Below are 21,620 nucleotides of genomic sequence, written 5' to 3'. Positions count from 1 at the left end.
ACACTATAAAATACGTATTTCTTCGTCAAGATAATTCAGGTTATATTATTCTATATTTTTACTGCCCTGACCATCAAGGCCTTTAGTTCCATCCAGCTTTGCATTAACTAAAGATATTTTACTAACAAAAGCTCTAATGAAATTAACATTTGTTAAATCAGTATCATTAAAATTTGTATTATAAAGTTTGGCAGATTCTAATTTGCTACCGATAAGCGATGATTTACTAAAATCTGTGTTATTTAGATTTGCCATGGATAAGTCAGTATTTTGTAATATACAACTCTGAAGCTTAGAATTAGATAAATCTACCCTTTTAAGAACCGAACCTGAAAAAATAGTTTGATTAAATACAAGATCTAGTAAATTTAAACCTTGTAAATTCATATTTGATAAGTCTTTTACCTGTTCTAAATCTTTTACAGAATATATAATATTTGCTGACTTAAGCTTATCAAAGTCCTGACTATTTAATACAATATTTCTATTAAAATCTGAATTAACAAAATTACCATCTTTATATCTCACATTATTTAGTTGAGAATTTATAATTGATGAATTATCAAAGGTCACTTCTGACAAATCTGAATTTATGATAGCCATTTGATAAAGATGACTATCAACAAATTTGGTACTATTTAAAACAGTATTCTGCATAAGCACTTTAGTAAAATTTACCTTATTAAATTGAGTACTAGAGAAATTAGAGTTTATTAACTCACTATTAGTCAAATCAGAATTAATAACAGTTGCTTGTTTGACATAGCTATTATTCAGTAATATACCAGTAAGATTACTATTCTCAATATCGCTATTAACAATATTAATTTTATTTAACTTAAGCAAAATGCTACTGCAATTCTTTATTGATAAGTCCTTTATGCTAGTGTTATTAAAGTGAGTATTATCCATAATACTCTTTTGAATTTGCACTTGCTGCAATTGTGCATTATTAAAATTGGTATTTTCAAAATTACAACTTTCAATAATTGCATTGGTAAAATTCGCAGACTGAAAAGAAGAAAAAGAGAATAACGAGTTAGTAAGCTTTATATTTTTTAATTGAGCCTGATTAATAATACCATGAGTAAAATCTGAATTATTAATAATCGCTCCAGTAAAATCCACCCCTGTTAGATCTACAGATTCACAATAACAATCAGTGATACTAGCGTAATTAGCTAATATTTGCCGCAAATCTGTACCATAAAAAATAGAGTTTGATATAACTGCCTTTTTAAAACTACTTTTTCCTAAATTGCTTTTCTGAAAATTAGATTTACTTATAATACTATCATCAAATACAACTTTAATAAGATTGGCATTTTCAAAATTAACATTTTCTAAATTAGCTTTGATAAAATCAGTGTCCTCAAAATTTGATTGAATAAAATTATTATTTTCCAAATGGGCATTTTCAAATATAGATGCTTGAAAATCTGAGCTATAAGCTGATATATTTTTTAATTTAGTATTAGAGAGATCACTTTCTTGAATTACAGATTTTGTTAGAATTGCATTCTCAAAATTTGCTCCTGAGAAATCCACACGTGATATTTCACAGAAACTTAAATCAACACTAGAAAGATCTTCATCTATCAGTTTAACACCTAATAATTTTAATCCCCTTAAATTTGAACCAAATTTACTTTTAATATTTACTCGTACCTTATTTTTATTTTGTTCTATTATATAATTCCTAATAACAAGACTTTGACTATTAGATAACAAACCATCTGCATCTCTCGGAGAATCCGAACATCCGGTAAGGAATGAAAGAAAAATTAGAATAAAGAATTTTAGTTTGAAATACTCCAATAATACAACCTGCCCATTATCGCTTCCTTCAGTGTCATCCCTGCGAAGGCAGAGACCTATAATACTGAATAGTCTCTTAGGGTATTTTTTTAGACCCCTGCTTTCGCAGGGGTGACACTGAGGTTGTTTACAGAGCATTCTTTCTGTTTACACCTGTTATATAATGATATAAAGAAGAAAATATTAAGACCTTCACTAAACCAGTCGGTATAAATATTATAAACCCACTATAAATAGCTTGTTTAATTCCTATAATTGTTGTCAACCAGCTAACTCCCAAAAAGAAAATTATAATGTGACCAATAAGACAACTAAAAAACACTACTAAAAATCTCTTAGTAAATTTTTCAGACAACCTACTATTAAGTATACCCATAACAGGAGCTGCCAGTAACATTCCTATAAGATAACCACATGTTGTACCAAAAAAACAATGTAAACCACTAGATAAATCTGCAAACATTGGCAGCCCTACTATTCCAGCTGTAAGATAAGTTAAAATTGTAGCAAAACTCAGTTGCGGGCTATAAGTAAAAGCGATAATACTAACCACCACAGTTTGCATAGATATTGGTACTGGTTCGATAGGAATACTGAGTTGACTTCCAGCAAAGAGAGCTATTACCCCCATCATCACTTTCATAACAATTACAGCATGCTTATTAGCTATAAAATTTGCTAGAGTTTTCTTATTCGTAACTGTCATAAATTTCCTCCTCGTTAAATTTATTATTAGGAATATGTAAATGGAGCAATTTTAATTTACGATGTAAAGCCGAACGTTCCATACCTACAAAGGATGAGGTCTTAGAAATATTATTATTAAACCTATACATTTGAGCAGCTAAATATTGCCTTTCAAAAACCTCTCTTGCCTCTCGAAGTGGCATGGTCATCATATCAACATTATCTTCCTGCTTTGCAGAACTAGCATTATTAACTAGAATTTCTGGTGGTATCATAGATGGTTTTATTACTTCATTATTATTTGAAGATAGTGGATTCATAATTAAAGTCCACTCTATCACATTGCGTAATTGCCTTATATTACTGGGCCAACTATAAACTTGCAGAGCTGCAATCGTTTCATCAGAAAATTCACGTGCTTTTAAACCAGAAAATTTAGCAAGCTGCCTAACAAAATATTTCACTAATACAGACATGTCATCTTTTCTATCATATAAAGATGGTATTTTTAGGGAAATAACATTTAGGCGATGATATAAATCTTCCAATAGCTCACCTTTACTTATTTCTTCTTGTATAACCTTAGAAGTTGCAGCAATAATCCTTATATCTAATTTTATTGCTTTGCTTCCCCCTACCTTATGAAACATTTGATCTTGCACAAATTTAAGTAATTTTACTTGTACCGAAACTGGCAAACCACTAATTTCATCTATGTATAAAGTACCATTATTTACTATTTCTAATATTGAAGGGCGTATAATGCCTTGGTTCTCTATTCCTTCAAATAATTCTTGATGAACCCGGTCAGGATCCATACATATTGGACTAAAGATTACGAAAGGAGCATTAGCCCTTTTTGATTTTTTATGAATTAACCGAGCAGCTAGTTCTTTACCACTACCAATTTTACCTTGAATCAATACTCTACTAGTAGCTAAAGCAGCTTTTTCAATATCAGACTTAAGCTTAGCTGTAATGTGAGAGTTACCTATAAGCTCAGTTTTATCAATAACCTTTGATTTTAAATCAAGATTTTCACGCTTTAACTTAGCTGCTTCACAGGCTCTTTTTAATAAAATCACTAACTTATCGTGACTAAATGGCTTTTCTAGATAGTCATATGCACCCATTTTGATAGCATTTACTGCAGTTTCAATAGTACCATGTCCACTAATAACTATCACAGGCATTAAAGGATAGCGTTTTTTTACTATTTCCAAAATCCCAAGCCCATCAAGCTCACTCCCCTGAAGCCAAATATCTAGAATAATTGCCGAGGGGGTTCTTTCCTGGAGTATTTTAAAAGTTTGAATACTATTAGCAGCAGTTTTGGTAGTAAATCCTTCCTCTTTTAAAATATCTGAGACTAAATCTCTAATATCTGCTTCATCATCAACAACAAGAACATCTATAGACATTGATTTTTCCTAAAACTAATTATTGAAATTATACGTTAATAGCTTATATAAAAGAAATCAACTGTTTTTATAACATTTTTACCACATAATCAAAATTATATATATTAAGCCCATACCAAGGCGATACTATTTAAGAACTTGTTTTATAAGAGGAACAGTAACAGCTCGCTTATGAACCAATGCAAAATGCGTTATTACCCCTAATAAATTTATCATTTGATCAAATTGCCTCGGCAAATTAATTAATAAATATTCAATTACACAGTCAGATACTTTAAGTGATTGATCAGAAAAATACTTAAAGATTAACTTGGTCATTAATTCATCATCAGGCTGGTTTATTTCTAATCTTACAACAGAATTAATTCTTGAGGATAAATCCTGTAACGCAAAATTACTAGCTAAACTTCCTGTAGTCATCAACAAATATTTACGACACTCACTTATTAAATTAAAACAATGGAGAACTTTCCTTTCATCCCAAAATTCTATATCTTCCATAATAAAAGCATTATACTGCATGATATCTTCTGCACTAAGTATATCTAAATCTTTTTTTATAAAAAATGCATTTGACAAATTTTGCCATATTTTACTAAGATAGGTCTTACCAGAGGATGGTGGGCCATAAATCAAAAGTGTAAACTCATACGGTTTACTTCCCCAAGATACAGACCAGTTTTTGATTGAATTGTACGCGACTTGATTAGAAAGTGAATTAATAAAATTATCTAGAACATATAGATCATTACTAAATAATGGTAATATATATTGTTGGGAGTTTGGCATAATTAACCTCAATTAGATATAAGACCATTTCCCATTATTAACTACGCTAATACTACAGTTGTAGTTACTACCCAAAGCTGTCATTCCCGCTTCGGTCAGGAATCTAAAAAAATAGCCTAAAAGACTATTAAACATTATTAGATCCCAGCTTTCGCTGGGATGACATCGTTTTGACATTAGTACTACAACTGTAGTGCTAAATAGCGTAGTTAATAATGGGAAATGGTATAAGACATCGATTTAATACTCTCGCTTTCTTACCCATCCCCATTAGGGGTGACGTCACCTTTGATTCCCCTTCGATGCCCCCTGCGAAGGTAGCGGGGTCTAAAAAAATAGCATAGACGGTATGTTATATAGTTTTAGATACCACACCGAAGCTACTCTTTTTTCCACTTTTTTTCATGAGGGAATCCTAACTTCCAACAATGGAACATTACTGAAGTTTAGCATGCTATATCATCATACTCATTATCTGCCTCACCACTAATATTTAGCTCATGAATACTCGGCACATGACCATTAGGATGGAGAATCTCTACCACTGTCTTTCCTACTATAACTGTGTCCTTTGATACAACCACAGCTACATCTCCTACTTTGGCACAACATGGAAGCACGGATTGTAGGAAACTAACAAATTTGCTAGGATTGCAAACGTTATTATCTGAGTCTGTAATAGCTTGTGGTTCTTGATTTTTAACTGTAGTCATAATGCCTATTTTATATTTATTTTGCTCTATGACTATATTGGATATATTGGTTTATGCAAGCGAATAAGAATATCATGTCACGCGAATTCGGGATAAGAATTAACTAATTCTTATCCCGAATTGGGGTTATTAGATATTATGGATTCCTGACCGAAGCGGGAATGACATTGAGAGTGGTTAATTTTTATAAAACTTGCTGGATTTATAAAAATCGATAGCGGCTAAAAACAAAACTTTTATTATACTAGCAATTGGCACAGCAAAAAATATACCAATAAAGCCAAATAGGTTACCCAGTGCTAGAACCGCAAATATTATCCAAAGAGGATGTAATCCTATCTTATCACCTATGATTTTCGGTGATAAAATATACCCCTCAACTATTAGACCAATCAAATAGATAATTATTATATAAAATAATTTATTGACCATACCAAAAGCAAAATAACTAACAATCATGGTAAGAGAAAAGGATATAAAAACTCCAACGAATGGTATAATTATTGAGAAACCAGATAAAATTCCTAATAATACCCCTAGATCTACGCCAAGAATCGATAAAGAGACCCCATAATAAACTGATAATAATAAACAAACATTTAGTTGCCCTCTTATATAAGCAGATAAGGAATAATTAATTGCTGATAATATTTCTTGAATTCTCTTTTTAGCTTTTAAAGGTAGCAAGAGGTCTATATTCTTTGCCATTGTTAGCCAATCCCGTAAAAAATAAAACAATATAAGCGGTATTAATAAAATTAACACAAATAAATTGACTGTTACCTTCGTCACATGCCAAATATTATTAGCAAGGCCTGTGATAAGCAAAAATATGCCATTAACAAAATTACTAATAGAATCTTTTATCTTATCGGCAATATTTGGATCTATTGAATAAACTTTTGCCGTAATAACCGGTGCTAATTCGGTTTGTAAGTAATCTTTATAGGCAGGAATCTTACTAATAAGTAGAGTTGTTTGTTGATATATGATAGGCAACACTACCACAACCACTATAGCAAAAATACTAAAAAACAGCAAAGAAATTACCGAAACTATTATAGTTCTAGATAGTTTATATCGTAATGAGAGATTATCAATTATAGGATGTAATATATATGATATTACCCCAGCTATAAAAAATGGCATCAATATATCAGAGATCAAAGTCAAAGTTACTATAACAGTCCCAATAACAATGACCCAAAAAATAATTTTATCCAAGATGATTCCTCTTCTTTTATAAATTATCCCAAAGTGTGTTATTTCCGTGTAGATCGGTAGTATGTCATCCCTATGTTTTCGATGTCACCCCTGCGAAAGCAGGGGTCTAAATACCTAATAGCTTTTTTTGGGCTATTTTCTTTAGATACCAGCTTACGCTGGGATAACATCGAAGGCGAGAGATTAGCATATAGCTAAAACCTTCTTTAGGTTAGTTATATTTTTTTCGATACTTGCACTATAGCAGGTCTAACTAGCCTATCTTTTATCTTGTAGCCTGATTGCATAATACCTATAACACTATCTTGATCATATTCATCTGATACTACTTGTGAAATCGCGTGATGTATATTGTAATCAAACTTTTCCCCTAATAATGGTTCTATTGATTCTAAACCGTGCTTTTTTAGTATGCTAGTCAACTCACTTTTAGTCATTTCTACCCCGGTAATAATACTAGCTAGATCACCTTCCGTATTTTGTGGCTTATGCTCCAAAGCTCTAGAGAGATTATCATTAACACTGAGCAGATCTTTAGCAAAAGAGAAAATGGCATAGTCTTTTGCATCTTCAATTAATTTTTCTAAACGTTTCCTAGTATTGTCAGATTCGGCTATTGTCCTTAGCAGTTTATCCTGTAAAATTTCAATTTGACTTTTCAAGCTAGTAATCTCTTGCAAACTATCTTGCAAAATCAGGGTATCTGTAGGATCTTCCTCTATTTCATTTAGTAGCTGAGCATCATTATCAACTTTAATTTCTTGGTTATCATTATTCTTTTCCTGTTGTTTTTCCATATTTACAGCCTTTTTTCTTGCAAAAATCTATTTTCTTAACATATAGTGTAAATCTTTGTATTTTCAAGTCAATTTTAATTAAGTAATAATCCAATGAGAGATTTTAATAGAAAGAATAATCAATTACGCAATATTTCAATTGAACCTTCAGTTCTGCTTAACGCTGATGGTTCGTGTCTTGTTAAGTTCGGTAATACCCATGTAATATGTAGTGCAACCTATGAAACAAGTGTCCCGCCATTTTTACGCGGGCAAAATCAGGGCTGGATAACTGCCGAATATGGTATGTTACCACGTTCAACCCACCAGCGTATAAAGCGTGAATCGACGCAAGGAAAGCAGTCAGGTAGGACGCAAGAAATTCAAAGATTAATTGGTAGATCGATGCGTGCCGCAATTGATCTAAAAGCCTTAGGAGAAAAATAAATTATCATTGATTGTGATGTAATTAATGCCGATGGTGGAACTAGAACAGCGGCAATTACTGGTAGCTATATTGCACTTCATTTAGCGATTAGATCATTAATTGCTAGAAAAATACTTAAAACTAATCCTTTAATTAGCCAAGTAGTTGCTATTTCATGCGGTATATATAAAGGACAACCCATAGTTGATCTTGATTATTTAGAGGATAGTAACGCGGAAGTAGATGCCAATTTTGTTTTCTCAGGCAATGGAAATATAATAGAAATTCAAAGCACAGCAGAAAAAAACCCCTTTTCCGAAGAGCAATTTTATGATATGCTAAAATTGGCGAGGTCTGTCGCTTCTGATCTATTCAAGCTACAAAACCAAATATTATTAAATAGCACAATTTAATATTTTTACATGGAATGTTTATGACTATTAAAGAAATATTTAAAAAATTTACGGAATATTCAGAATTAAATGTTGAAGATTTAAAAAATCTTTTGGTTAACCGTGTTAACCTACTCCCCATAAACCCATTAGATAGCAAAAAAGCTCTTGTACAGAATATACTCAAAACACCCAAAAATTCTACTGATCCAAAGGGTAGTCTTGAAAAAGCTGGTGTAATAATAGATATAATGGAAAAAGTTGTATTTCAGCATACGAGTGATTTTCTAAAAGGTGCTCATATAATGGTTGAGGACAATGGAAGTATGTACGATACCTTAAAAGATTTGGGATTAGTTAAAGAACGAATCTCTTCACATCATAGAGGTAACAAGGCTGAGTCAGATGCATCAGTGCAAGCTGGAGAAATATTTAGGGAATTTCTAGTTGGAAAAACGAAAGACGGGAAAACATGGTTTCAACTAGAAGCTCATTCTATAGGGGGGCTTAGCAATTTTGTAAAACATATGATAGATTACGTGACTTATGTATTAACCGGCAAGAATGTTGGACAATATGGTCTTTCAGAACATGTAGACAGCAAACCTATTACACTTAATGCTAAAGAAGTTAAGAAAAAAACACAAGAGAAAACTCCTACTGCAACTCCCAAATTTGTACAAAGAATAGAAGATAAAAAGACAAAAACTCAACATATTGGACGTTAATATCATCGTTCGTAGTTAATACTTACTATGCACATTAACTATTTGGCTGTGCAAATCGCCCTGTAAATATACAGTTTAGCCTTGCTTAGCTTTAAATCTTTTGATTTTCTTGTTTATTACAAGGATTTTACCTTTTCTTTTTACAACCTGACAATCTTTATCTCTTTTCTTTAAAGATTTTAACGAACTTACAACTTTCATATAAAACTATCCTTGGTATTACCTGCAAAAACCTAAAAAGTGATAAATCAACCTTCAAACTTTCACTAGCTTAAGTTTAAAAAAGTAATAATAATATTTTTTATCAATTCAGTCAACCTAAAACTCGATAATCAAGTTCTTTCTAAGGCATACAATTCATGGTAGTTTATGTCATCCCCGCCTACGCGGGAATGACATTGAGTGTATATAAGCACTTTTTCCTTTATCTATTAGGCTTGCAGCCCGATTTTTAAACTGTCCTAGCATAGATGTAGAGAAATCTAGCTTGTATAAAAAAAATTATTACTATATTCTAACTTTTTTCCAATATTAACTTTATGTTAACTCCTTCAAAATTATTCGTTATTTGGTTATTTGGACTAATTAGCGGGTTTACCTTAATGATTACAGGTAATACTTTAAACTACTGGCTGGCCAAGGAAAATATTGACTTACAATATATTGGTATATTTGCTGTTATTGTAATGCCCTATTCTATTAACTTTTTATGGGCTCCTATTTTTGATACTATACATTTAGGTCGATTAAGTAAACTGCTTGGTCATAGATTATCTTGGATTTGTTTGATCCAGATTTTGTTGGCATTTGCTATCTTTCTTTTAAGTACCATGAATCCTCACCACAGTCTAATATTGTTTGCACTAGTAGGCTTGATAATATCATTTTTAAGTTCAGCTAAAGATAGTATCCTAGGGGCTTTCAGAACCGAAATTATTGCAAAAGAATCTCAAGGAGCAGCGTCTGGAATTTATATTTTTGGCTACCGCATTGGTATGCTAATTTCAAGTTCCGGAGCTATCTATCTATCAAGCTATTTAGGATGGAATAATATATATAAAATTTTTGCCATTTCTGTACTTGTTTGTTCTGCTATTTTGGTTGTAAGTATCTTGCGGTTAGAACACGACTTAGCCTCAAAAACTTATCCAGATCATAAAATAAATATTTCAAACTTTGTACAAAATATCTTAAGACCTGTAGGGTCTTTTTCCTTAGTCTTTTTAATAATAGTTTTCCTTATTTTATATAGATTACCAGATGATTTTATTACTATGATGATTAACCCCTTCTTAATACATATTGGTTATAACGAGTTTGAAATAGCCAGTGCAGGGAAATTTTTTGGCATAATATCTGCAATAATTGGCGGACTAATAGCCAGCTTAGTGATGAAAAAAAAGAATATCTTAGATAGCTTGCTGATATTTGGGGTAATTCATGCAATAGTACATACCTTATTTATTCTGCAAGAAATTTATGGCAAAAATTTACCATTATTCTTTATTACCACAGCCTGTGAAGGTATAACTTGCGGGATGGCTATGACAGCTTACATTGCTTTTATAGCTTCAATATGCACAGGCAAATTTCGTGCCACTCAATATTCATTTTTCTCTTCTATGATGGGATTTTCAAGATCGATTTTTCCAGCTCTTTCAGGATATATTGTCGTACAATTCGGATGGAAAAGCTTTTTTACATTTATTATTATAATCACAATTCCTTCTCTACTTCTGCTACTAAAAATCAGCTCACTACTAAAAGCAAAAATGAAGTATTAAATGTAACCATGAGTTCTATCACGCTGTTGCTGTCGGGGTAATGTCTTTTGTGTTTTTGATACTACTGTTTCTGTTTCAGCTGGAGTGTTGTTCACATGACGTTTTAAGCTACTCTGAATCTGAGTTAATTCACCTATAGAGTCGCTTGCAATAGCTTGTGACATATTGATATTACATTCTTTATTTTTTGCTACTTCTTGTACCATTGCTTCATATTGATATTTGGTTACAGGGATAGTGTAGATATTATTCCCTCTTTGTATGTATCCTATAGCATCTTTATCATCCCCAGCAAACTTTAGTGATAATGGGTTGGTTATTTCCACTAACTTTCCTTGCTCGTTATAGTGAGTAGTAAAATAAAGTGCCTTCGAGCTTGCAATATTTTCACCTTTCTCGTTTTGTACCGGGAACGAAAGATGGACAGCTGTACTAGATGGCTTGATTGTTAATGGTAGATTAATATTTCGATAATTACTAATCTCTTTCTCTGTTACGCCATCTTCTAACATTACTTTCGTAGAGGTCTTTATATTAGTTTCTATTAATTTAAATAATTCTTCATCTTTGACTTTAATAACCCTTGACCTAGTAGAGGTTGTGTTTGTTACTGTTTCTCGTTCGTTCCAAGTTAAAGGTTTAAAATGATTAGCCTGAAGGACCTTAGCATAACTTTGTACTTCATCATTCATGGCTTGTGCTATATTTGCTTTTACACTGGGAGCAGCCCAAGCCTTTTGTATTAATTCGTTGTTATTTTCTACAAACTCTTTAAACTCCTGAGAATTGGTAGCAAGACCTGCAACTGCAACTCCTTTATCCGTCTTAATATTTGTTTCAGCAAGGACGTTTTGTAATATTGCTTGTTGTTTGGCAATAATTTCTTGTCTAAAGGCTAATGTTATAGAATCTACTTTTGAAGTTGAAGATTGAACATTAGTAGTTGTTGTTTCGCTAGTATGCATAACGTCTAGTGCTTTTCTAGATATTTGCATAGGTGGTTCGAGATCGCTTATTTTCTTGGTCAGTAGCTGTTTTTCTTCTTGTAATATTTTTGATATTTCTTTAATTAATGCTACTTCTCGGGCTTTATAGCCTAAGATATACTCTATTTTAGTTTCTTTTCTTAATTTTAATTTTTTGCTTTGATTGATTATATTGTTAAAATAATCGGGATGTTCTTGGATTAATTCTCTTAATTTTAGTGTGTTAATTTTTCCTTTTGTTACTAAAAGACCCAATTTAATTTGCAACCCATACTCTTTTAATGATTGTTGCCTCTTTTGCATAGTTTCCTTAAAGGCGTCTTTAATATCGGCAATTTTTATGTTTTCTAGGGGTATATTCTTAAATTTCTGACTCATTGCCATTTTTGCCCAATTTGCTAGAAGCTTGTCACTATAATATTTTGATAATTCTGCAAAACTGTCATCGATAGTCTTATTTAAATCGACTTGTGCAGTATCAAGTAAACCTTTTACAAATGAATCATTATGCCTTAATTTACTTGGGAATTCCCTAAAATGGTTAGTTGGGCCTCGTAATGGTAGATGTCTAGACCAAGAGTATGGATGTATGTTATCCTCTAATTGGTCAAGACTTCCAGCAAAATCTATACGAACTAGTTTGGGAGGAATGGTAGAATCCTCTGGATCTCTTATAACTCCTATGTTACCTGTATGAATATCAAAGTCACCTATTAATAAGCTAGTTGGGGCTATTTTATCAAAAGAACTATAATGAAGTTCTTCAAAAGCTTTGCTTAAAGTATTAGATAATAATTCTCTTGTTCCCATGAAAATCGGTCTTCCCCCATCTTTTCGAAGCCAACCACTTGGTTTAGTTTTTGTAGACATGTGTTTATCCATATCTACATACATATCACCACTATAATTCTTAAAAAATTCAGACCGTACATATACTTCAGAGCCATCACTTTGAAGTCCTCCTTCCTGATGTACTTTCTCGGTAAGATGATCAGGTACAATGAGAGAAACTTTAGCTCCATGATTTGGATTTGTTGCTTGAAAAATTTGCGAGCCCAAAAACTCTGATATATTTTTTCGAGAATCCCCTTCGCTTTTAATCATGGATAGAAGGTCATCGGAACTTCTGTATATTCCTCCTAATTTTCCACCATCATTAGCTCCAAGTGACTTCTTTGCCAAATATTTCCAACCGACAAATTGTGATATTAATGGTATTGTTGCCATATTATCCTCTTGGGTTATATTGATTATACTCTCAAATAATTTCAAGAAAGTTTAAGAAATTTCGTAATTCTTGTCGAGCAGCTACGTGAGATATACTAAGTGTTTTGCCATGATTAGCTGTTGTTAAGTCGAGTAATGTTAATCCTTGTAAAAATAATTCCCGAAAAATTACTCTTTCACTAAAGCCTGGGGCAATTTTAAAGCTAATTCTTTTTGCTAATTGTTCAAGAGAAGTAGCAACATTCCTTTTGTTTACTGCATCCAAGTTGCTTAATCTATTACGCATTACAATCCAATTAATTGTTTCGCCATTACGGTTAGCCTTCTGCATTTTTTGTTCCCAAACCATTTGGCTATAGATTGATGGGGTAATAATTGACAAATTGTTAGCATTAACTTTACCTAGTACATCAAAATCAAGGAAACTGTCATTAATTGGTGTAATTATAGTATCAGCATAAGAGTGAGCTAGCCTTGATAAGAAAGAGTAGCTTCCTGGTGTATCGATTACTACATAATCTGCTTTTTTTGCCTGTTCAAATATTTGTTCAAACCTAGTTTTCTCGTCCTCTTCTTTAAGGTCAATGACTTGTTCTTGACTTTCAGTTAAATGAACATGCTGAGGAATGGCAACCGTTTTACCCGGATTTTTTAGATTATAGTCATCCCTATTCTTTAAATAATTTGTTAAAGAACCCTGACGTGAATCAGTATCAATACTAGCTACCGTATGACCATTATAAAGTAAGGCAGTAATAAGATGCATGGAGCAGGTAGTTTTACCAGCTCCACCTTTTTCATTACCAACTACAAATATGCGATTTGGTTGATTATTTTTCATAACTGTCTTGGATAAATTGGTTAAGAAGCCTTACGCCGTAACCTACTGCTCCTTTAGGGCCAAGAGGATTACCTGTTTTATTATAGGCAACACCAGCAATATCAAGATGAGCCCAAGCTACACCTTCCTTTATAAAATTTCCTATGAATTGAGCTGCTGTACAGCTGCTAGCTGTTCCAGGCGGAGTACTGATGTTTACAAGATCGGCAATATCAGATTTAATCATTTCATCAAAATCTTTATGTAGAGGCATCCGCCATAATTTCTCATTAACTTTATTACCAACATTTATTAGTTTATCAGCTAGCTCATCATTATTGGCAAAACAACCAGCATAAGTTTTGCCAAGAGCTATAACAATAGCTCCGGTAAGGGTAGCAAGATCGATTACACATTGAGGTTTGAACTTTTCTTGAGTATACCAAATTGCATCAGCCAAGACTAACCTGCCTTCTGCATCAGTATTATCCACCACTACTGTTTGTTTGGACATAGTGGTTACCACATCTCCTGGTCTTTGAGCATTACCTGAAGGCATGTTTTCTACAAGACCGACTACGCCAACAACATTAACTTTTGCTGTGCGGCTAGCCAAAGCCATGATTGCTCCAACTACTGCTGCTGAGCCAGCCATATCATATTTCATGTCTCCCATATTTGCTGCTGGTTTAAGTGAAATGCCACCACTATCAAAAGTAACTCCTTTACCAACAAAAGCTACGGGAGGAGTATCATCATCCAAACCGTTATACTGCATTACTACCAGTTTAGATTCATTCTGTGAACCTTGTCCAACGCCAAGCAAAGCTCCCATACCAAGGTTTTTCATTTCTCTTTCACCGATAATGGTAATTTCGACTCCTAATGGTTCAAGATGCTCTAATATCTTTTCCGAGTAAGATAAAGGAGTTTTGATATTGGCTGGTTCATTCATTATATCTCTAGCAAAAAATACCGCTTTGGCTAATAATCTCTTCTCATTAAATAATTCTTCTGCCTTAGAGTCGTTGCTTGTAGAAATTTCAAGAGATTCTACGACGAATTTTTCTATTTCGCTTTGTTTAGTTTTGTATTTATCAAATGTATAGGAAGCAAGCAAACAGCCGCTAGCTATAAGCATCGCCACAACAGCCGGCTCATATTGTCCAATATTATGAGAGATTTTTATACCAATAGTTCTAATTTTACAGCAAGTACTACTGGATAAAATTTTTCCCCCGATCTCCTCAATACAAGAGGTCTTTAGTTTTGTTTCATCACCAATGCCAACTATAATTAAATATCTTATTTCTCCATCCTTACCGATAGAATTAACAATTTTAATTTGTCCAAATTTTCCAGCAAATACTAATTTATTCTGAATAGTTTTAGAAATTAAACCATGATGTTGTTGGTCAAGTAGCAATAACTCATTGTCTAATTTCAGTTGTTCGTTAATAAAAACTACAGTTGCTTGATTATTTGATAATTCTTTACTTATAAAGTTAATGTTATTGAGCATAAATTCCTATTTTTGAAAGGCTAATTTTATATATTCTTTTTGTAAGCGTAATAATCTGAATAATGGAAGTATATAAAAAACCCACTAATTAATAAAGTAATTCTTTAAGTCTTTGAAATATTATATTCCAAAATTCTCTCCCACAAGTAGAAAAGTGATTAATTTCAATTATTTTTTTGTGTTAAATTACCCTGTAAAAACGCTCGTTATTTTTATAATATTTATTATAAAAATATGTCTAAATAATTAGATTTAGGTGCTTATATCTTAAAAAACATGTTATAAGAGCCTAATTTTGTCTGAATATAATTTTATCTATAACCCTTAACCTAAAAATTTCTTTCTTGCTTTTCTACTTGGAAATAGTGTTTTTAGGAAAATAGTTTTATCATCTTCTTTTATATAAGGTACAGCATATATTTCAGTTAGTATCCTTACATATAGAATTTGCTGATCAGGATATTGTTCCTGATTATGATGTTTAGTTATATCTAATAGCTTCCCATCTGCTATAGCTTGAATTATTTCTTCAAAACCTATTCCTCTTTCAAGCAACAATTTTGCATTCTTTTCATAATTATATCTAAATTTAATCAACTTAAATTACCTAACAGCTACAATTTTGTGGCTTCTTTATGAATTAACATATTAATATATGTTTGATATGCTAACCCAAGTTTTGAAGCCTTAATTTTTATAGCTTCAATATCCTGCTCCGCTACTCTTATAGTAATAGGATACTTTCTCTTTAGGTGTGTTTTAGCTGCATTTTGCAATAGTTTAAGATCATTTTGATTTTTAATACTAGGTTGTTTTTCAAAATTAATCTCTATATCCTGCTCATATTTATCTAATTTGTAGCTCATAGTTTCATATATTTTATTTAATATAGTAATAAATAGTACATACTATGTCAATACATTATGTTTTTATTATTTGGAAAGAGATCAAATAATGTTATGCTTCTTGAAAAGTTTATATTATGCTATTTTTTTAGACCCCTGTTTACGCAGGGGTGACATTCGAAGGGGCAGGGATAAGCGAATAGTAGTGCATAGTGAGTAGGCTAGGCAATTTTCTTATACTCAAAGTATATTTTTCTTACCGAGTGAATCCATACAATACAAACAATGGTAAATACCACCATTAAAAATGGTGATATAGAGCTAAAAGTAGCTGTTGGTATTAATGTGAAAATAATTGACTGTATTAAACCGCTCGAAGATTTACCAACCTTTGAGCTAATGACGTCTACAGCTGCCTTACCTTTTGTCTTTAGTTCTTGGTCAAGAGGAATATATAACATTTCTCTTGAGGTATCCCAAATTGAATATTTACTACCCTTCACTAGAATGTTTTGTAAAGCACCAATTGACACCGCAAGAGCTAATGGTGTCATGAGAATAGCACTATCAAATATGGATAATACTTGGTGGTCAAATACGATTAAGATAAAAAACAATATACCAGTAATCATCATGACAATTGGTGGAATTACTGCAGCAACAAACCAGCCATGACTACGCATTATATTATTGCCTATTATAGTCATTACCATAATAGCAACTCCAGTCCAAAGAATGTAAAGACTATTGAATTCGGCATAAGTATTAACAGTGGGGTATAATTCCTTAATTTTTGCTTTCCATACTGCTTCTACTAAATTCATTGATAAACCAAAGGCAGCAGAGCAAATTAGCATTAACCATAAATATTTTGATCTTGTGATATATTTAAAACTTTCAATTAAACCCATTCCCTCTTTAGTGGATCTACCACCTTTAGCATTTGCGTAAAATGTTGGATTTGTAAAAACATTTTTGGTAATAAATTTTACAAGTAAACATGATATAACAGCAGAAACTACCACGAGACTTGTTGATATTTTTATAAGTGTAGTTTTGTTGTCCGATACGGTTAAGAAATATTTAGCAATAGTGTTCTCAGATGATAAGTTCATCATCAAAAAGCCCACAAATATTAAAGAAGAATTGCCAAATAATGAAAAAAGCGTGTAAAACCTTTTTGCTTCTTCTGTTGTAGTGAGTTCATTAGCAAACTGCCAAAAAAGTAAAACATAAAAGATATTTGGCCAAAGTTCAGATAATGTATAGAAAATCACATAACTCCAATTACCAATTAAAGCTATATACCATTTAAGATGAGGATAAGTCCCCATAATTTGTTCTAGCGAATTTGGACTAATATGGAAAATGTCGACATTTGGATAAATAATGAAAGCAAAAAGAATGAAGAATCCAACAAAAAAAGTGATTAAATAGCAAAAAATCTTTTCAAAACTAAAATGATTAAGCATCTTAGCATAGATTATAACGAATAAAGCTGCTGCAGGTGTTACACAATAAACTTTAGTAAAACTTACTACTTCAGCACTAATCTCTGAAATTAAAATACTATCTTTTAAAATTCTTAATATGTTTTGATTGAATAGGACGCAAAACATCAGACCGCACATAGGTATGAATTTTCCAAGTTCATGATTATGGATAGGCCAAAATATAGTTCTGAATTTGCTTTTAAATAAGTTTGACTGTATACTAGTCATAATAAGGATTCCCTAAGACAAAAAAAAAACTTGAGGACATGTTCAAGAGTTTTTCTATAATGGCTTAAGGCTATTATGAAAACCAAAGAAAGTTAGGAACTTATATATTATTAGCCTCCCTATGTCAAGATATTTAAATTGGTCCTAGTAATTATTAGTGTATAAAAAAATATGTTGGACAATGACAAATATCAAAAATATTTTGATCAATATAGTGATTATTCATCCAAATATCTATTGGGTAATAAGTATTGTTCCTTGGGTAAAAAAATAACTAAAACAAAATATTATCAAATTTTATATTATAAAACACTGGTATCGCAAGATTGCATTATTAGTAATAAAAGAACATTTTTGGTTATTCCTTCGATCTTTAACTCCCCGGAAATTCTCTTCTTAGCTAAATCAAAAAGCTTTGTTGATAATTTGAGACATTGTGGTGAGGTGTTTCTAGTTGATTGGTTTGAAGTTGATGAAGCTGATTATTTGTTAGAAGACTACGTAAAGAGGGTAGTTGAAATTATTAGCAATTTAAGACAAAAAAATTATCAAATAGACTTAGTGGGACACTGCATTGGTGGTATTATAGGAATGGCAGCCACTATAATAGTACCAAACATGATAAGAACATTAACATTACTTTCAACACCTTGGGATTTTTCCCATTTTGCTACAGCAAGGAATATATACCAATATCTTGGTCTAGATTATTATGTACGAAATTTGCCAATGATTCCTGAACTACATATTCAGATTCTTTTTTTCCTATTAATGCCAAATTATTTCAGTACAAAACTTGATAAATTTTTTACCATAACTGTACCAAAAATAAGAGATTTATCTTTTAGAGTAGAAAATTGGTTGATGTCTGGAACTGCTTTGTCTAGAAATACATATATACAAATTATGGATGATGTAGTAGGCAATAATATGCTTGCAAAACTTCAATGGAAAGTTAATAATATCACCATTGATCCGACATTAATAAATAAACCAGTATATCAAATAATTGCAAGTAACGACAAAATAGTACCAAAATCATCCATTTTATCTTTACACAAATTATTTAGAGAATCTATGATCTTTGAAGTAGCAGGTGGTCATATTAGCTATTTGATTAATAGCAATTTAGATATCTTATTTAAGGAGTATAATTAGGTAGAACTTTAAAAATTGCGTCGTCATTATCCAAGATTCTAACGGTACTTACGTACTAGTATGTACGCCTAGTCCCTCGACTTGGTAATGCCTAGCTCTTCTTGAAGTTATACTATCGTCTACCAACTTATTAAAATCATAGAATGTGGAGTATATTCGATGAGTAAAAAGGCAGTTTATATAACTCATGCAAAAAGAACAGCAGTAGGATCTCTGCTAGGACGTCTAGGATCAATCCCAGCAACAAAACTTGCAGCTATCATTATAGAATCAATTTTAAAAGATAGTAAACTAGATCCAGCCATTATTAATGAAGTAATAATGGGGCAGGTAATCACTGGTGGCGTAGGACAAAATCCTGCTAGGCAAGCTCTAATCCAAGCTGGATTACCTAAAGAAGTTACAGGCTTCACAGTTAATAAAGTATGTGGATCTGGGTTAAAAACGGTATGTTTAGCGGCAAGTAGCATTATTGCAGGTGATAATGAGATTGTGATAGCTGGCGGGCAAGAAAATATGTCTTTGGGTTTACATGGATCGTATATTCGTGCTGGCCAGAAGTTAGGTAGCACACAAATGGTAGATTTGATGCAGTATGACGGTTTGACCGATGTATTTTCTAATAATTTAATGGGAATTACCGCCGAGAATATATCTAAAAGATTTAATATTACTAGAGAAATGCAAGATGATTTTGCACTAAGATCACACCAAAAAGCACGTGAAGCACAAGCAGAAGGCCGTTTTAAAGACGAGATCTTACCAGTAGAGGTTAAGATGCAAAAAGTTACATTGTTGTTTGATCAAGATGAGGGAATTAGAGCTGATATTAAATTAGAAGTTCTAGCTAAACTACGTCCAGCTTTTGACAAAGAAGGTACTGTAACAGCTGGTAATGCTTCTTCTATTAATGATGGAGCAGCTTGTTTAATGGTAGTATCTGAAGAATCATTAAAGAGATATAATCTAAAACCTCTTGTTAGAATTGTATCATATGCTGAAGTAGGGGTAGATCCAAATATTATGGGAACAGGTCCAGTACCAGCATCGAAGAAGGCTTTGGATAAAGCTGGTTGGAAAGTAGAAGATCTAGACATAATAGAAGCTAATGAAGCTTTTGCCGTTCAAGCTATTTATGTAAATCAACATATGAATTGGGATATTAATAAAGTTAATATGAACGGAGGGGCTATTGCTCTTGGTCATCCAATAGGAGCAAGTGGGGCAAGAATCTTAGTAACATTAATTCATCAAATGCAAAAAATTAACGCGAAAAAAGGGCTAGCAACACTTTGTATAGGTGGGGGGATGGGGATAGCTATGTGTATTGAAAAGGTAAATTAATAGTGCAAAAATTTTCATTTGACTTAAAGTTTCAACATAAAAAAGCAAGAACTGGTGTTATCACTACTAGGCACGGTCAGATACGTACCCCAGCTTTTATGCCAGTCGGTACGAAAGGTACGGTAAAAGCCATGTTACCCGAAGCGGTGGAGTCTACCGGAGCTGATATAGTACTTGGTAATACTTATCACTTAATGCTGCAACCAACTGCTGAAAGAATTGCCAAGCTTGGGGGCTTGCGTAAATTCATGAACTGGTCAAAGCCTGTACTTACTGACTCAGGTGGTTTTCAGGTCATGTCCCTATCGAAATTACGTAAAATTACCGAAGAGGGTGTAATTTTTAACTCTCATATTGATGGTAGTAAGCATATGTTAACTCCAGAACGTGCAACTGAGATACAATATCTTCTTGATAGCACTATTACTATGGCGTTTGATGAATGTACTCCATATCCTGCAACATTTGAGCAAGCAAAATCATCTATGGAATTGACATCTAGATGGGGAGAGAGGTCAAGAAAAGCCTTCGTTCAAAGAGAAGGTTATGGTCAATTTGGTATTGTACAGGGGAGTATATATCAGGAGTTACGTGTTCAGTCAGCACAGAATTTGGTAGAATTAGATTTTGAAGGGTATGCTATCGGAGGTTTAGCAGTAGGTGAGGGGCAAGAACTAATGTTCAATGTGTTAGACTATGCTCCGGATTTGTTACCTAAATATAAGCCAAGATATCTTATGGGGGTTGGTAAACCAGCTGATATTATTGGTGCGGTTGCAAGAGGAATAGATATGTTTGATTGCGTTATTCCAACCCGTTCAGGCCGGAATGGTCAAGCTTTTACCAAATATGGTATAGTAAATATTCGCAATAGTAAGTATAGTAGCGATCATGAACCTCTAGAATATGATTGTCCATGCCCAGCATGTAAAAATTATAATAAAGCTTACTTACATCATTTGGTAAAGGTAAAAGAGATTCTAGGGGCGGTACTTATGACGTGGCATAATTTGGTGTATTTCCAAGAATTAATGTCAAGAATAAGACAATATATTGAACAAGGGAAAGACTTTGATTTTGAAAATTAGTTATAAGAGATAATTTTAAGTATATCTTTATCAGAAAATATTAATTAATAGCTGTAAATAATAAATAGTATAAAATAACCTCAAATATTGATGTAAGACATCGGTTTAATAGCCTAGGGTGACATCACCCCTAATGGGGATGATTATACT

At 32.4% G+C, this 21,620-nt stretch carries 19 protein-coding genes and 1 pseudogene; 6 read left to right on the top strand and 14 right to left on the bottom strand.

Features of this window, described 5'->3' with window-relative positions; translation table 11 throughout:
* Positions 1-45: 45 nt before the first annotated feature.
* The 7 genes from ACN1AG_RS07920 to grpE form a co-directional block, all read right to left on the bottom strand.
* Positions 46-1,956, bottom strand: a complete 1,911-nt coding sequence (locus tag ACN1AG_RS07920; protein WP_417904972.1) for a pentapeptide repeat-containing protein — start codon at positions 1,954-1,956, stop codon at positions 46-48.
* Positions 1,946-2,524, bottom strand: a complete 579-nt coding sequence (locus ACN1AG_RS07915; RefSeq protein ID WP_417904971.1) for a biotin transporter BioY — start codon at positions 2,522-2,524, stop codon at positions 1,946-1,948. Before ACN1AG_RS07915 ends, ACN1AG_RS07920 begins: the two co-directional genes overlap by 11 nt.
* Entirely contained in the window at positions 2,508-3,926 is a 1,419-nt protein-coding gene (locus ACN1AG_RS07910; RefSeq protein WP_367363665.1) for a sigma-54-dependent transcriptional regulator, read from the bottom strand. Before ACN1AG_RS07910 ends, ACN1AG_RS07915 begins: the two co-directional genes overlap by 17 nt.
* Positions 3,927-4,052: 126 nt before the next feature.
* On the bottom strand, positions 4,053-4,715 hold the full coding sequence (locus ACN1AG_RS07905; RefSeq protein WP_417904970.1) for an HdaA/DnaA family protein: 663 nt from the start codon (positions 4,713-4,715) through the stop codon (positions 4,053-4,055).
* Between the two features lie 446 nt (positions 4,716-5,161).
* A complete protein-coding gene (locus tag ACN1AG_RS07900) occupies positions 5,162-5,428 on the bottom strand; it encodes a hypothetical protein (RefSeq protein WP_341754050.1) in 267 nt (88 codons plus the stop codon).
* Between the two features lie 177 nt (positions 5,429-5,605).
* Positions 5,606-6,655, bottom strand: coding sequence for an AI-2E family transporter (locus ACN1AG_RS07895; protein WP_367364816.1), 1,050 nt, complete (start codon positions 6,653-6,655; stop codon positions 5,606-5,608).
* Positions 6,656-6,867: 212 nt separating this feature from the next.
* The gene (gene grpE / locus ACN1AG_RS07890; RefSeq protein WP_417904969.1) at positions 6,868-7,449 is read right to left on the bottom strand and encodes a nucleotide exchange factor GrpE; all 582 of its coding nucleotides are present in this window, start codon (positions 7,447-7,449) and stop codon (positions 6,868-6,870) included.
* A 93-nt stretch (positions 7,450-7,542) separates the two neighbouring features.
* Here grpE and rph point away from each other — a divergent pair.
* A pseudogene (rph, locus tag ACN1AG_RS07885) lies at positions 7,543-8,268 on the top strand (ribonuclease PH).
* Positions 8,269-8,288: 20 nt separating this feature from the next.
* Positions 8,289-8,975, top strand: a complete 687-nt coding sequence (locus ACN1AG_RS07880; RefSeq protein ID WP_417904968.1) for a hypothetical protein — start codon at positions 8,289-8,291, stop codon at positions 8,973-8,975.
* Between the two features lie 75 nt (positions 8,976-9,050).
* Here ACN1AG_RS07880 and ykgO read toward each other — a convergent pair whose 3' ends face one another.
* Entirely contained in the window at positions 9,051-9,176 is a 126-nt protein-coding gene (ykgO, locus tag ACN1AG_RS07875; RefSeq protein ID WP_094648811.1) for a type B 50S ribosomal protein L36, read from the bottom strand.
* A 338-nt stretch (positions 9,177-9,514) separates the two neighbouring features.
* Here ykgO and ACN1AG_RS07870 point away from each other — a divergent pair, with 338 nt between their 5' ends.
* Positions 9,515-10,759 (top strand): AmpG family muropeptide MFS transporter, encoded by a 1,245-nt coding sequence (locus ACN1AG_RS07870; RefSeq protein ID WP_417904967.1) that lies wholly within the window; start codon positions 9,515-9,517, stop codon positions 10,757-10,759.
* Here ACN1AG_RS07870 and ACN1AG_RS07865 read toward each other — a convergent pair.
* The 6 genes from ACN1AG_RS07865 to ACN1AG_RS07840 all read right to left on the bottom strand — a co-directional run bounded on the left by ACN1AG_RS07865 (position 10,756) and on the right by ACN1AG_RS07840 (position 17,880).
* Positions 10,756-12,972 carry a Sca4 family protein gene (locus ACN1AG_RS07865; protein ID WP_417904966.1) on the bottom strand — a complete coding sequence of 739 codons (2,217 nt, stop codon included), beginning with the start codon at positions 12,970-12,972 and terminating at the stop codon, positions 10,756-10,758. The genes ACN1AG_RS07870 and ACN1AG_RS07865 overlap by 4 nt on opposite strands.
* A 31-nt stretch (positions 12,973-13,003) precedes the next feature.
* Positions 13,004-13,813: a division plane positioning ATPase MipZ gene (locus ACN1AG_RS07860; protein ID WP_341757636.1), complete on the bottom strand. Its 810-nt coding sequence runs from the start codon at positions 13,811-13,813 to the stop codon at positions 13,004-13,006.
* A complete protein-coding gene (locus ACN1AG_RS07855; RefSeq protein WP_417904965.1) occupies positions 13,803-15,314 on the bottom strand; it encodes a leucyl aminopeptidase in 1,512 nt (503 codons plus the stop codon). The genes ACN1AG_RS07860 and ACN1AG_RS07855 overlap by 11 nt, the downstream gene beginning before the upstream one ends.
* Before the next feature lie 324 nt (positions 15,315-15,638).
* The gene (locus ACN1AG_RS07850; protein WP_417904964.1) at positions 15,639-15,911 is read right to left on the bottom strand and encodes a hypothetical protein; all 273 of its coding nucleotides are present in this window, start codon (positions 15,909-15,911) and stop codon (positions 15,639-15,641) included.
* Between the two features lie 17 nt (positions 15,912-15,928).
* Positions 15,929-16,180 (bottom strand): CopG family antitoxin, encoded by a 252-nt coding sequence (locus ACN1AG_RS07845; protein ID WP_367363673.1) that lies wholly within the window; start codon positions 16,178-16,180, stop codon positions 15,929-15,931.
* Between the two features lie 200 nt (positions 16,181-16,380).
* Positions 16,381-17,880 carry an Npt1/Npt2 family nucleotide transporter gene (locus ACN1AG_RS07840; RefSeq protein ID WP_417904963.1) on the bottom strand — a complete coding sequence of 500 codons (1,500 nt, stop codon included), beginning with the start codon at positions 17,878-17,880 and terminating at the stop codon, positions 16,381-16,383.
* Positions 17,881-18,051: 171 nt separating this feature from the next.
* Here ACN1AG_RS07840 and ACN1AG_RS07835 point away from each other — a divergent pair, with 171 nt between their 5' ends.
* The 3 genes from ACN1AG_RS07835 (at position 18,052) to tgt (ending at position 21,470) form a co-directional block, all read left to right on the top strand.
* The gene (locus ACN1AG_RS07835; RefSeq protein ID WP_417904962.1) at positions 18,052-19,038 is read left to right on the top strand and encodes an alpha/beta fold hydrolase; all 987 of its coding nucleotides are present in this window, start codon (positions 18,052-18,054) and stop codon (positions 19,036-19,038) included.
* 159 nt (positions 19,039-19,197) lie between these two features.
* Positions 19,198-20,382 (top strand): acetyl-CoA C-acetyltransferase, encoded by a 1,185-nt coding sequence (locus ACN1AG_RS07830; protein ID WP_417904961.1) that lies wholly within the window; start codon positions 19,198-19,200, stop codon positions 20,380-20,382.
* A 2-nt stretch (positions 20,383-20,384) separates the two neighbouring features.
* Positions 20,385-21,470, top strand: a complete 1,086-nt coding sequence (tgt, locus tag ACN1AG_RS07825; RefSeq protein ID WP_367363675.1) for a tRNA guanosine(34) transglycosylase Tgt — start codon at positions 20,385-20,387, stop codon at positions 21,468-21,470.
* Positions 21,471-21,620 lie beyond the last annotated feature (150 nt).

Source organism: Candidatus Tisiphia endosymbiont of Micropterix aruncella, from assembly GCF_965178575.1.
Lineage (GTDB): Bacteria > Pseudomonadota > Alphaproteobacteria > Rickettsiales > Rickettsiaceae > Tisiphia.
Note: the sequence above shows the minus strand (reverse complement) of the source record. Positions and strands in the feature narration are given on the sequence as shown.

What these genes read in the sequence shown, in the direction of transcription:
- ACN1AG_RS07880 (WP_417904968.1), top strand. Translation starts at nt 8,289, where the DNA reads ATGACTATTAAAGAAATATTTAAAAAATTTACGGAATATTCAGAATTA.
- ACN1AG_RS07840 (WP_417904963.1), bottom strand. Translation starts at nt 17,880, where the DNA reads ATGACTAGTATACAGTCAAACTTATTTAAAAGCAAATTCAGAACTATA.
- ACN1AG_RS07910 (WP_367363665.1), bottom strand. Translation starts at nt 3,926, where the DNA reads ATGTCTATAGATGTTCTTGTTGTTGATGATGAAGCAGATATTAGAGAT.
- ACN1AG_RS07845 (WP_367363673.1), bottom strand. Translation starts at nt 16,180, where the DNA reads ATGAGCTACAAATTAGATAAATATGAGCAGGATATAGAGATTAATTTT.
- ACN1AG_RS07920 (WP_417904972.1), bottom strand. Translation starts at nt 1,956, where the DNA reads ATGCTCTGTAAACAACCTCAGTGTCACCCCTGCGAAAGCAGGGGTCTA.
- ACN1AG_RS07835 (WP_417904962.1), top strand. Translation starts at nt 18,052, where the DNA reads ATGTTGGACAATGACAAATATCAAAAATATTTTGATCAATATAGTGAT.
- ACN1AG_RS07870 (WP_417904967.1), top strand. Translation starts at nt 9,515, where the DNA reads ATGTTAACTCCTTCAAAATTATTCGTTATTTGGTTATTTGGACTAATT.
- ACN1AG_RS07905 (WP_417904970.1), bottom strand. Translation starts at nt 4,715, where the DNA reads ATGCCAAACTCCCAACAATATATATTACCATTATTTAGTAATGATCTA.
- ykgO (WP_094648811.1), bottom strand. Translation starts at nt 9,176, where the DNA reads ATGAAAGTTGTAAGTTCGTTAAAATCTTTAAAGAAAAGAGATAAAGAT.
- ACN1AG_RS07855 (WP_417904965.1), bottom strand. Translation starts at nt 15,314, where the DNA reads ATGCTCAATAACATTAACTTTATAAGTAAAGAATTATCAAATAATCAA.
- ACN1AG_RS07900 (WP_341754050.1), bottom strand. Translation starts at nt 5,428, where the DNA reads ATGACTACAGTTAAAAATCAAGAACCACAAGCTATTACAGACTCAGAT.
- ACN1AG_RS07860 (WP_341757636.1), bottom strand. Translation starts at nt 13,813, where the DNA reads ATGAAAAATAATCAACCAAATCGCATATTTGTAGTTGGTAATGAAAAA.
- ACN1AG_RS07830 (WP_417904961.1), top strand. Translation starts at nt 19,198, where the DNA reads ATGAGTAAAAAGGCAGTTTATATAACTCATGCAAAAAGAACAGCAGTA.
- ACN1AG_RS07915 (WP_417904971.1), bottom strand. Translation starts at nt 2,524, where the DNA reads ATGACAGTTACGAATAAGAAAACTCTAGCAAATTTTATAGCTAATAAG.
- ACN1AG_RS07865 (WP_417904966.1), bottom strand. Translation starts at nt 12,972, where the DNA reads ATGGCAACAATACCATTAATATCACAATTTGTCGGTTGGAAATATTTG.
- grpE (WP_417904969.1), bottom strand. Translation starts at nt 7,449, where the DNA reads ATGGAAAAACAACAGGAAAAGAATAATGATAACCAAGAAATTAAAGTT.